At 70.6% G+C, this 11,782-nt stretch carries 10 protein-coding genes; 7 read left to right on the forward strand and 3 right to left on the reverse strand.

What is annotated here, in order from left to right; genetic code table 11:
* The first annotated feature begins 28 nt into the window (after positions 1-28).
* The gene (locus AC5L35_RS25595) at positions 29-862 is read left to right on the forward strand and encodes an HD domain-containing protein (RefSeq protein WP_495062237.1); all 834 of its coding nucleotides are present in this window, start codon (positions 29-31) and stop codon (positions 860-862) included.
* 25 nt (positions 863-887) lie between these two features.
* Here AC5L35_RS25595 and AC5L35_RS25600 read toward each other — a convergent pair whose 3' ends face one another.
* Both AC5L35_RS25600 and AC5L35_RS25605 read right to left on the reverse strand, forming a co-directional pair.
* Positions 888-1,610 carry a Rid family hydrolase gene (locus tag AC5L35_RS25600; protein ID WP_495062238.1) on the reverse strand — a complete coding sequence of 241 codons (723 nt, stop codon included), beginning with the start codon at positions 1,608-1,610 and terminating at the stop codon, positions 888-890.
* A 59-nt stretch (positions 1,611-1,669) separates the two neighbouring features.
* Positions 1,670-3,220: a flavin monoamine oxidase family protein gene (locus tag AC5L35_RS25605; RefSeq protein ID WP_495062239.1), complete on the reverse strand. Its 1,551-nt coding sequence runs from the start codon at positions 3,218-3,220 to the stop codon at positions 1,670-1,672.
* A gap of 259 nt (positions 3,221-3,479) precedes the next feature.
* On the opposite strand from AC5L35_RS25605, the gene AC5L35_RS25610 reads away from it, so the two are divergent.
* A complete protein-coding gene (locus AC5L35_RS25610; RefSeq protein WP_495062240.1) occupies positions 3,480-5,021 on the forward strand; it encodes an APC family permease in 1,542 nt (513 codons plus the stop codon).
* Entirely contained in the window at positions 5,021-5,785 is a 765-nt protein-coding gene (locus tag AC5L35_RS25615; RefSeq protein WP_495062241.1) for an IclR family transcriptional regulator, read from the forward strand. The genes AC5L35_RS25610 and AC5L35_RS25615 overlap by 1 nt, the downstream gene beginning before the upstream one ends.
* 3 nt (positions 5,786-5,788) lie before the next feature.
* On the opposite strand, the gene AC5L35_RS25620 is transcribed toward AC5L35_RS25615, so the two are convergent.
* A complete protein-coding gene (locus AC5L35_RS25620) occupies positions 5,789-7,339 on the reverse strand; it encodes a flavin monoamine oxidase family protein (RefSeq protein ID WP_495062242.1) in 1,551 nt (516 codons plus the stop codon).
* 332 nt (positions 7,340-7,671) lie between these two features.
* On the opposite strand from AC5L35_RS25620, the gene AC5L35_RS25625 reads away from it, so the two are divergent.
* Genes AC5L35_RS25625 through AC5L35_RS25640 form a run of 4 tightly spaced genes read left to right on the forward strand, consistent with a single transcriptional unit; the run spans position 7,672 to position 11,782 of the window.
* Positions 7,672-8,742, forward strand: coding sequence for an NADH-quinone oxidoreductase subunit B family protein (locus AC5L35_RS25625; RefSeq protein WP_495062243.1), 1,071 nt, complete (start codon positions 7,672-7,674; stop codon positions 8,740-8,742).
* A 13-nt stretch (positions 8,743-8,755) separates the two neighbouring features.
* Positions 8,756-10,564 (forward strand): nickel-dependent hydrogenase large subunit, encoded by a 1,809-nt coding sequence (locus AC5L35_RS25630; protein WP_495062244.1) that lies wholly within the window; start codon positions 8,756-8,758, stop codon positions 10,562-10,564.
* A 9-nt stretch (positions 10,565-10,573) separates the two neighbouring features.
* Positions 10,574-11,110, forward strand: a complete 537-nt coding sequence (locus AC5L35_RS25635) for a NifU-related iron-sulfur-binding protein (RefSeq protein WP_495062245.1) — start codon at positions 10,574-10,576, stop codon at positions 11,108-11,110.
* On the forward strand, positions 11,111-11,782 hold the full coding sequence (locus AC5L35_RS25640; protein ID WP_495062246.1) for a DUF5947 family protein: 672 nt from the start codon (positions 11,111-11,113) through the stop codon (positions 11,780-11,782).

Consider the following 11,782-nt stretch of genomic DNA (forward strand, 5'->3'; position numbering starts at 1 on the left):
GCACACCCCACCACCCCGAGGAGCCTCCATGTCCGTCCATGACACGTACGGCGAGCCCCGTCCCTCGGTCGAGGTCCCGGACGAGGAACTCCCGAGCTCCGTGCGCTACATCGGCTCGATGGCCTGGGTCCGCGAGCCGCTGGACGACGCCGTGCGGGGCCGCAGGCAGGTGATCGCTCCCCCCTCGACCGCGACGATCGGCACCCCCGCGCACGGCGCCAAGGCGGCCCTGAGGGTGGAGCTCGACCAGCCGAACACGGTCTTCATGATGGGAGACAACCCCGCGCTGCCGAAGATGCCCGAGCGCCCGACGCTCGGCGACTTCTTCCGCCTGCGGTTCGACGCCTTCTCCACCTCGCACATGCTGCAGAGCGCGAAGATCGCCAAGGATCGTGGCCTGGACGAGAACGTCATCATGGCCTGCCTCCTCCACGACATCGCCGTGGCCGGGCTGATCTCCAGCGACCACGGGTACTGGGGCGCCCAGCTGCTCGCGCCCTACGTCGACGAGGAGGTGTCCTGGGCCGTCGAGAAGCACGAGGCACTGCGGTACTTCGCCGACGAGTCGGTCGGCTACTCCTACCCGGAGGCGTACATCAGGTACTTCGGCGAGGACTACGACCCGCCCGAGTACATCCACCGCGAGCACGAGGCAGCGCGCAAGCACCGCTGGTACATGACGTCCCGGCTGGTCACGATCAACGACATCTACTCGTTCGACCCGGCGGCAGAGGTCCGGTTCGAGGAGTTCGAGGACATCGTCGGGCGCAACTTCCGCCAGCCGGCCGAAGGGCTCGGGTTCGACGGGTCGCCGGTGGCCCACATGTGGCGCACGATGATCTGGCCCAACAACTTCCTGTGAGCCGTCCTGCTGTCTGCACCGACCCTCAGCGGGGGCCGCTGCCTGCGGGGAACACGGCGTCCACCTCCACCTCCACCAGCCAGCCCGCCACGGGCAGGCTCTGCACCTCGAGCGCGAAGCGGCTCGGCCGGGCCGGGTTGCGCACGAGCGGCGCGGCGGGGGCCGCGCTGCCCAGCGGCACGAGTTCCGTGTCGCCGCTGACGAGGTCGGTGTTGGCGAAGAACTGGCGGTAGGCGCGGTTCCAGCCGGCGTAGTCGGCGCGGTCGGACCCGGGGGCGTTGTCGAGGAAGACGCGCATCGTCGTGACGTTCTCGAGCGTCAGGCCCTGCGCCTCCAGGTTCTCCCGGATGTTGCGCAGCACGTTCATGCCCTGGGCCTCGGTGATCGTGACCCCGGCGGGAAGCGTGCCGCCTGCGAACTGGTCGGTGTCGATGAACGACTCCGGGGTCCCGTCTGCGGCGGCGGCGTTCAGCTGCGCCGGCCCCAACCCGCTGGTCTTGTAGAGGGCGGCACCTGCGCCGAGCGCCACCCCCTGGGCGATCATGGGGTTGTCCTGCCCGGGCTCCAGCACCGCCTGCGACACCACCTCCGGCGGGGCAGGGGCGGCCGTGGAGGCACCGGTGGCGGAGCATCCGGCGGCGACGAGCGCGAGCACAGCCGCTCCCGCTGCGACCGCCCGCCTGCGGGCGAGCGGCAGGGTCGTCCGGTGCGGCGTCGTCTGGTGCGGCGGGGTCGGTCGGTGCGGCATCGGGTGCTCCCGTCGGTGCTGGGGGTGCTGGGCGTGCTGGCTGAGCGCTACCGGGCCCATCAGTTCGGACCTCCGACCCGGCTGTGCAGGGCGGCGACGACGGCCCGGGCCGAGGTGAACGCCCCGTGCTGCCACGCGATCGCGTTCGAGAGGTGGTCGCCGGCGAAGTAGATCTTGTCGACGGGCTGGAGGAGCAGCTTGTACTCCGGGCTCGTGGAGTCCCATGACGCCCACGCCGACTCCGAGAACCGGGTGCGCCGCCAGCTTCCGGAGAACGACGAGGTGACGTCCTTCTTGTACTTGTCGCCGTGGATCTCGGCGCCTTCCGCCAGCGCCTTGGCCAGCCGTTGGCGGTGGGTGAGCGACTCGAAGGCCTGGTGGCGTCTGCCGGTGTTGTAGTAGCCGACCACCACTCCCCGGTCGGAATGGAAGTGGTCGTAGGGGAACATGATCTGCGCGATGTCCTTGTCGGTGTTGCTCGCGCCGCCGTAGATACGCTCGTCGGTCTCCCACCACCGCCTCGAGTACTCGATGCCGAGCTTCCCCGACGAGGTCACCTTGGCTGCCTTGAGCGCCGCCAGCACGTCCGCGGGGAGGTTGTTGCCCAGCCGCCCGATCAGGTGCGGCGGGATCGTGCACACGACGTAGTCGGTGGTGATCGACTGGGCCCGGCCGCCCGCGGTGTACTCGACGGTGACGCCGTCGGGCACGTTGCGCATCGCCGTGACGACGGACCCGAACGTGACGCGGTCGCCGAGCCGGTCCTGGAACGCGTAGTAGATGCGGTCCATCCCGCCGACCGGGGTGAACATCATCGTGGCCTGGTCGTACTCGAAGTCGAACGCGAAGTTGCGCCCGATGCCGCTGCGGATGACGTCCGACATGCCGTGCGGTGGTGCCAGACGCGTGCCGTAGTCGGTGCCCGCACCCGGTTCCGACGTGTACCCACGCCGGGTCGAGCCGAGATAGCGCCCGTCGCTGCCGAGGTCGCCGAAGTCCGTCAGGAACTCCGCGAGCGCGTGCTTGTCGTCGGCCGAGAGCACGTCGTCGAGAGCGCCCCGCGACGCGGCCTTCTGCAGCAGTTCCGCCACGTAGCCGTAGGTATCGGCCTTCGCCGCGCGGTAGGTCATCGACGTCTTGGACAGCGGGGTGTCGCTGGCGTAGTTCACCAGCGTGTTGGCGTTCTGGTTGCCGAACGGCTGGATCTCGACGCCGAGTTCCTTGCAGTAGTCCAGCGTCACGTGGCTCTGCGGGATCCGCGTCGCGCCCATGTTGAAGAAGTGGCCGTCCGAGAACGTGGAGCGCTGCGTCTCCCCGTTCAGGTCGGTCTCCTCGGTGCCCGCCCGGATCGACCACACCCGCCCGCCCGGCCGGGACCGGGCCTCCAGGACCGTGACGTCGTAGCCGGCCTTGCCGAGCTCGTACGCCGTGCACAGGCCCGCGGGCCCGGCACCGAGGACGGTGACCGAGTGGTGTCCCGGCGCCTGCCCGACGAGGTCGCGGATCGTGGGCGACCGGAACGGGGCCTCCGCGGCGGCCGGAGCCAGCCCGATCGCCGACATCGCGCCGTACATCACCCCCGCTCCCCCGGTGACTCCCAGCCCTTTCATGAACGATCTCCGCGTTACCGGCAACTCGCGCTCCTGCTCCCCAGCCCGGATGACCAACGGCACCCATGCTCGAAGGCACAGAATTCGGGCAGAGGACGCGCCGCGAACGATTCGGCGCGCCCCGAGTGGGAGAGCCCGGCGCCGTTCCCACTCGCGAGGCGGCGGTTCGACCCCTGCGGGCAACCTCACCGCAACACGGCGGTCCTAGCTTCCGGTTGATCACCGCACTAGTCGTGGCCAGGCGACTCCGGAGGCAACGATGTCGGCGCTCTCGGACGCCATCAGCCGGTCGTTCACCGCCGGGGAGCCCGAGCGTCCCGCGGTCTCGCCGTTGCGCGCGCTCGGACGACGCAGGCTCTCCGGCGTCGAGGTGCTCGCGCAGTCGGTGGCCACCACCGCGCCCGCGGCGTCCATGGTGGTCCTGCCGATGACCGTGCTGCGGTACGCGTCGCCCCTCACCGGGCTGCTGACGATCCTCGGCGCGACGATCCTGATCTTCCTGATCGCCCTGTGCGTCACCCGGTTCACGCGGCGGCAGGCCGCGGCCGGCGGGCTGTACAGCTTCGTGTTCCAGGGCCTCGGCACGCGGGCCGCGATCACCACCGGGGTCGCGATCCTCGTCAAGTACCTGGGGAGCGCGACGCTCACTCTCTACAGCGGCACCGCGGCGCTCACCGCCGTGCTGGGCGAGCTCGGGATCGACGTCACAGGGCGCGCGGGCACGGTCGCGATGCACGCCGCCGTCGCCGCCGTGGCGCTGGCGGTGCTGGTGCGCGGCGCCCGGTTCGCCACGCTCGCGCTCCTGGCGGTCGAGGCCGGGTCCCTGCTGTTCATCGTGGCCCTGACCCTGCTGCCGCCCGCGGGGCCCGCGCCCCCGGCGCCCACCGGGGCACCGCACGGGTTGCTGTACGTCGCGCTCGCCGCCATCTTCGCGCTGGCCGGGTTCGAGAGCGCCACGTTCTTCGGCCCCGAGGCGAAGCGCCCGCTGGTCACCATCACCCGCACGGTCCTGCTGACGCCGTTGATCTGCGGCGGGCTGTTCGTCTTCGCCGCGTGGGCCGCCTGGACCGGCCGCGCCGACACCCTCGTCGAGGCCTACCTGCGCGGCACGGCCTCCGGCGCGTCCGCACCGCTCGTGATCGCCCTCAACCTCGGGCTGACCTGCTCGTGGCTCGCGTCGGCCACGGCGTCGTCGCACGCGGCGTCCCGGCTCGTGTACTCGATGGGGGTCGAGCGGCTGCTGCCGCCGTTCTTCACCGTGGTGCACCGCCGGTTCCGCACCCCGTACGCGGCGCTGCTGTGCATCGTGCTGCTCGTCACCGCGGCGAGCGCCCTCATCGCGCCCCACCCCGTGGCCGACACCCTGCGCGACGTCGTCAGGGCGATGGTCGTGGCGGCCTACGTCCTCGTGGCCGTGGCGTCGATCCGGTTCCTGCGCCGGATCCGGGAGCAGACTCCCGGCGCCGTCGGCTGGGCGCTGGTGGCGAGCCTGGCGGGAGTCGCGCTGCTGGCCTACCTGCTGGTCGCGCGCGCCGTCGACGCCGACGTCGGGGCGCCGGCCGTGATCGTCGCGCTGCTGTCGGCGGGCGCGGTCTGGCACCGCCACCTGCGCCGACGCCGCCCGGGGGACCTCGCCAGGGTGGGTGCGTTCGACTGCGCGGAGTCCGCCGACGTCCTGCCCGGCGCGGGGGTGTTCGCCCCCGACGCCCACGGCAACCCCGTCCTCGTCGCCGGCAGAGCCCCGCCCCGGCGCAGGCCACGACCGCGCGAGACCCCACCTCCCGACCCCGACGCCGCCTGATGGGCGCGGTCTCGCAGCGGCCACACGAGCCAGGCGGCCATGAGACGCGGGCGGCACAGAAGGCGCTGATGCTCCTGGAGGCGGTCGCGCAGCTCGGATCGGGCGCCACGGCGAGGGACATCTCGAGCCTCAGCGGGATCCCGCCCGCCACGGCGTACCGGCTGCTGAACCTCCTCGTCGCCGACGGGTTCCTCGTGCGGGTCTCCGACCTGTCGGGGTTCGCGCTCGGCCGCCGGACCCGCGAGCTGGCGGGCGAGGTGGGCGCCCCGGCCGCCGAGGACTTCTCGACCGCCCACGCCGTGGTGGAGCAACTGCGGGCCCGCGTGCGGTTCGGCATCTTCGTCGCGTCCTACGCGGAGGACCGCATCCGGCTGGTGGACCGGGATCCCGACCACGAACTGGCGGGCGAGAGCGTCATCCGCACGCACCTGCACGCCTCGGCGATCGGCAAGCTGCTGCTGTCGCACCGGCCGGGGCTGGAGCCCCGCGGGCCGCTGCGGCCGCTGACCGGGCGCACCATCGTCGAACCGGACGCCCTCGCGGTCGAGCTCGGCAGGATCCGGGAGTCCGGCGTCGCCCACGAGGTGGACGAGATCAAGGTGGGCCGCTCGGCGCTGGCGGTGCCGCTGCGCGACAGCCGGACGACGGTGATCGGGTGCATCGCCGCGATCGGGAGGACCGGACGCGTCAACAGCGACGACGCGGAGCTCGCCGGGCTCCTGCGCACCTACGCCGAGCGCATCGTCGCGGAGATCATGGCGTAGCAGTCAGCGCGTACCGGCGGCCCGGGCATGCACGGCGGCGACGGCGGCGCGGGCCGAGGTCAACGCCCCGTGCTGCCACGACATCGCGTTCGAGAGATGGTCGCCCGCGAAGTAGATCCGGTCCACGGGCTGCAGGAGAAGCTTGTACTCGGGGCTCCTGGAGCTCCACGACGCCCACGCCGACTCGGAGTAGCGGATGCGGCGCCAGCTGCCCGAGAACGACGAGGCGATGTTCTTCGTGTAGCTGTCCCCGTGGATCTCCGACCCCTCCGCCAGCGCCTTGGCCAGCCGGTCGCGGTGGCGCAGCGGCTCGAAGATCTCCTGGCGCTTCCCCGTGTTGTAGTAGCCGACCACCACGCCCCGTGCGCCGTGGAAGTTGTCGTAGGGAAACATGATCTCCCTGATGTCCTTGTCGGTGTTGCTGATGCCGCCGTAGATCCGCTGTTCAGCCTCCCACCAGCGCGTCGAGTACTCGATGCCGAGCTTCCCCGACGCCACCGCCTTGGGCGCCCGCAACGCGGCCAGCACCGGGGCGGGAAGGTTGGTGCGCAGCCGTTCGACCAGGTGCGGCGGCAGGGTGCAGACCACGAAGTCGCTGGTGATCGACCGGGTGGCGCCGCCGTCGGTGTAGTCGACGGTGACGCCGTCGGGGACGTTGCGCATCGCCGTCACGACCGTGCCGAAGCTGACGCGGCTCCCGAGCTTGCGCAGGAACGCGTAGTAGATGCGGTCCATCCCCCCGACAGGCGTGTACATCATCATCGCCTGGTCGTTCTCGAGGTCGAACCCGAAGTTGCGCCCGATCCCGCTGCGCACCACGTCGGAGAGGCTCGGCGGCGGCGGAAGTCGGGTGCCGTAGTCGGTGCCCGCGCCCGGTTCGGAGAGGTAGCCGCGCCGGCTGGAGCCGACGTAGCGCCCGTCGCTACCGAGGTCGCCGAAGTCCTTGAGGAACTCGGCGAGCGCCTGCTTGTCGTCGGCACTCAGCACGTCGTCGAGCGAGCCGCTCGACGACGCCTTCTGCAGCAGCTCCGCCACGTATCCGAAGGTGTCGGCCTTGGCCGCCCGCTGGGTGATCGAGGTCTTGGTCAGCGGGGTGTCGCTCGTGTAGTTGACCATCGCGTTCGCGTTCAGGTTGGGGAACGCCTGGATCTCGACGCCCAGCTCGCGGCAGTAGTCGATCGTGACGTGCCCCTGCGGGATCCGGGTGGCGCCCATGTTCAGGTACTGGCCGTCGGCGAACGTGCAGCGCTGCGTCTCGCCGTCGAGGTCGGTCTCCTGCGTCCCGCTCCGGATCGACCACACCCGGCCGCCGGGACGTGTCCGGGCCTCCAGCACGGTCACGTCGTACCCCGCCTTGCCCAGCTCGTACGCCGTGCAGAGACCGGCGGGCCCGGCACCGAGGACGGTGACCGAGTGGTGCCCGGGCGCCCGCCCGACGAGGTCACCGAGCATCGGCTCCCGGAACGGCACCTCCGCCGCCGCCGGAGCCAGCCCGACCGCGGACATCGCCCCGTACATCATCCCCGCTCCCCCGGTGACCCCGAGGCCCCTCATGAACGATCTCCGTGTCAGCGCCACCCCGTACTCCTGATCCCCCCGCGTCCCACGATCGAATTCATCCGGTGAAATGCAGCCGGCTGGTCCGACCCTCGCGTTCGGACAATAAGCGGGGACTTCCATTTCTGCCGCCCGGACGTAGCACACGCAACCCGTGGCCAATATCACGAGTGGCGTCCCAGCGATCAAGTACCACCCGATCTGGTCAGTGCGCACGACACCTAGTGACAGCGATCACTTACCGCGCTCCGCCGAGGCCGTTAGAACGGACACACCCACCACGTCGGACAGGCGCTTTCCTCCGGGGCGGCGCCATCGAGGGGACGGCTATGTCCACCACCGAAGCGTCCAGCACGGGAGCCACGGAGGCCGAGGCGCCGACCGTCCACATTCTGTGGATCAACGCGGGTCTGAGCTGCGACGGCGACTCCGTCGCACTCACCGCGGCCACCCAGCCCAGCATCGAGGAGATCGCCCTCGGCGCACTTCCGGGCCTGCCGAAGATCGCGGTGCACTGGCCGTTGATCGACTTCGACAACGGGCCCGTGGGCGGCAACAACGACTTCATCGAGTGGTTCTTCAAGGCCGACCGCGGTGAGCTGGAGCCGTTCGTCCTCGTGATCGAGGGCTCGATCCCCAACGAGAAGATCAAGCCGGAGGGCTACTGGTCGGGATTCGGCAACAACCCGGAGACCGGGCAGCCGATGACCACGAGCGAGTGGCTCGACCGGCTGGCGCCCAAGGCCCTCGTCGTGCTTGCCGTGGGCACCTGCGCCACGTACGGCGGCATCCACGCGATGGCCGGGAACCCGACCGGCGCGATGGGCGTGCGCGACTACCTCGGCTGGAACTTCACGACCCCCGCCGGCATCCCGATCGTCAACGTGCCGGGCTGCCCGGTGCACCCGGACAACCTGTCCGAGACGATCCTGTACCTGCTCTACCAGGCCACCGGCGCGGCGCCGATGATCCCGCTGGACGACGCGGGCCGTCCGACCTGGCTGTTCGGCCAGACGGTGCACGAGGGCTGCGACCGCGGCGGCTACTACGAGCAGGGCCAGTTCGCCACCGAGTACGGGTCGCCCAAGTGCCTGGTGAAGCTCGGCTGCTGGGGCCCCGTCGTCAAGTGCAACGTCCCCAAGCGGGGCTGGATCAACGGTGTGGGCGGCTGCCCGAACGTGGGCGGGATCTGCATCGGCTGCACGATGCCCGGCTTCCCCGACAAGTTCATGCCCTTCATGGACGCCCCTCCGGGCAGCCGGATCTCCGGCGCCGCGAGCAGTGCGTACGGGGGGATCATCCGCCGGCTGCGCGGTATCACCGAGCGGAAGCTCGACAAGGAACCGAGCTGGCGCAAGAACGGGCGCGAGCTGACCACCGGCTTCACGAAGTCCTGGTAAGGGGAACGCGTCGATGACCACCACACAGGCAAAGCCGAGCAGCACGGGCACCGACAAGACCGGCCTCACCGAGATGGCCTGGGATCCGATCACCCGGATCGTCGGCAGCCTCGGGATCTATACCAAGATCGATTTCTCGCAGAAGCGCGTGGCGGAGTGCCACTCCACGTCGTCGGTCTTCCGCGGCTATTCGATCTTCATGAAGGGCAAGGACCCGCGCGACGCCCACTTCATCACCAGCCGTATCTGCGGCATCTGCGGCGACAACCACGCGACCTGCTCGGTCTACAACCAGAACATGGCCTACGGCGTCCGCCCGCCGCACCTCGGCGAATGGATCATCAACCTCGGTGAGGCCGCCGAGTACATGTTCGACCACAACATCTTCCAGGAGAACCTGGTCGGGGTGGACTACTGCGAGCGGATGATCGCGGAGACCAATCCCGGGGTGCTGGAGCTCGCCAACCGCACCGAGTCGCCGCACGGCAGCGACCACGGCTACAAGACCATCGGCGACATCATGCGGGCGCTCAACCCGTTCACCGGTGACTTCTACCGCGAGGCGCTGCAGGTCAGCCGGTACACCCGCGAGATGTTCTGCCTGATGGAGGGGCGCCACGTGCACCCCTCCACGCTGTACCCGGGCGGCGTCGGCACGGTGGCCACGATCCAGCTGTTCACCGACTACTACACCCGGCTCATGCGCTACGTGGAGTTCATGAAGCGCGTCGTGCCGATGCACGACGACCTGTTCGACTTCATGTACGAGGCGCTGCCCGGCTACGAGGAGGTCGGCCGCAGGCGGGTGCTGCTCGGCTGCTGGGGCGCGTTCAACGACCCCGACCACTGCGACTTCCAGTACCGGACGATGACCGGCTGGGGCCGCAAGATGTTCGTCACCCCCGGCGTCGTGGTGGACGGCAAGCTGGTCACCAACGACCTCGTGGACATCAACCTCGGGATCCGGATCCTGCTCGGCAGCTCCTTCTACCGGGACTGGGAGGACCAGGAGACCTTCGCCACGCACGACCCGCTCGGCAACCCGGTCGACCGCAGGCACCCGTGGAACCAGCACACGATCCCGGCGCCGCAGAAGCGCGACTTCGACGACAAGTACAGCTGGACGATGTCGCCGCGCTGGTACGACGGCACGGACCACCTCGCACTCGACACCGGCGGCGGCCCGCTGGCCCGGCTGTGGGCCACGGCGCTCGGCGGGCTCGTGAACATCGACGAGATCAAGGCCACCGGGCACAGCGTGCAGATCAACCTGCCGCGCACCGTGCTCAAGCCCGAGGTCAGCTTCGAGTGGAAGATCCCGCACGACAAGCAGGGCCGGCCGCTGTCCAACGCCATCGAGCGCAACCGGGCACGCACCTACTTCCAGGCCTACGCGGCCGGGTGCGCGCTGCACTTCATCGAGAAGGCGCTCGCCGAGGTCCGCGGCGGCAACACCAAGACCTGGCAGAAGTTCGTGGTCCCGGACGAGGCCATCAGCGTGGGCTTCACCGAGGCGGTCCGCGGCGTGCTGTCGCACCACATGGTGATCCGGGGCGGCAAGATCGCGAACTACCACCCGTACCCGCCGACGCCGTGGAACGGCAGCGTGCGGGACTCGTTCGGCACACCGGGCCCGTACGAGGACGCGGTGCAGAACACGCCGATCTTCGAGGAGAGCCGCAACGAGGACTTCAAGGGCATCGACATCATGCGCGCGGTCCGCAGCTTCGACCCGTGCCTGCCGTGCGGCGTGCACATGTACAAGGGCGACGGGAAACCGCTGCACCGCATGACGTCGCCGTCGATGCTCAACACGATCTGAGCGGCAGCGGTGGCATCGACCGACCTCGACCCGCAAGGACTCGCCGGACGCATCGAGGAGCTCCTGGAGGGCATCACGGCCGACGGCGGTCCCGCGGTGGGGCATGCCGCGGAAGAGCTGGTGCGGGTGCTGATGAAGTTCTACGGCGCCGGCCTGGAGCAGATGGTCTCCATAGTCCGGGCCGGTGCCGGGGACACCATCGTGCACCGCATGGCGGCCGATCCGCTGGTCGCCGGCCTGCTCGCCCTGCACGACCTGCATCCCGTGCCGGTCGAGCAGCGGCTGGGGCACGCGCTGGACGCGTCCCGGCGCAAGCTCGGTTCCCACGGGACGGGCCTGACCCTCGACGGGATCGACGACGAGGGCCGGGTGCACGTCCAGGTGGCGGGCGGCGGCTGCGGGACGGACACCATCAAGGACGTGGTGGCCGCGTCGATCAGCGAGCTGGCCCCGGAGGTGGCGGGCGTGGTGTTCGACGCCGCGCCCGCGGGCCCGGCGCTGCTGCAGATCGGCGTACGCCCTCCGTCGCAGGAGAAGGTGGGCTGAGTGGCCTCACTGTCCTCCCTGCGCCGGTTCCTGGCCGATCCTCCTGACCAGGCTCCGGTGCAGGAGGTCTGCGAGCTCTGCGCGACGCCGGTACCTGAGCGGCACCCGCACCTCGTGCAGGTCGCCGAGCGCCGGATGATCTGCGCGTGCGGGCCGTGCGGCTTCCTGTTCGACAACCCCGGCGCGGGTGGCGGCGGCTACCGCCGCGTCCCTGACCGGTACCTGTCCGACCCCGACTTCCGGCTCTCCGACGCGCAGTGGGACGCGCTGCAGATCCCGGTCGGCATGGCCTTCTTCCTGCGCAACTCGGCTCAGCAGAAGCTGATCGCCTGTTACCCGAGCCCGGCCGGGGCCACGGAGAGCGAGTTGGGGCTCGAGGCGTGGACGGCGGGGGTCGGCGGGGGGCGGCTGGCCGCCGAGCTGGAGCCCGACGTCGAGGCCCTGCTGGTCCGCCGGGACAAGGCGGGGTCCGGCGGCGCCCAGGGGCGAGCGGCCGAGTGCCTGCTCGTCCCCATCGACGCCTGCTACCGGCTCGTGGGGCTGGTGCGCCTGCACTGGCGCGGGTTCGACGGCGGCACCGAGGCGTGGCGGGAGATCGACGGGTTCTTCGAGGCTCTGCGCGCCGAGGCCCGGCCGCTCCCACCTGCGGTCGCGCCCGAACCGGAGGCCTGA

Source organism: Pseudonocardia sp. OZ21 (assembly GCF_059359135.1).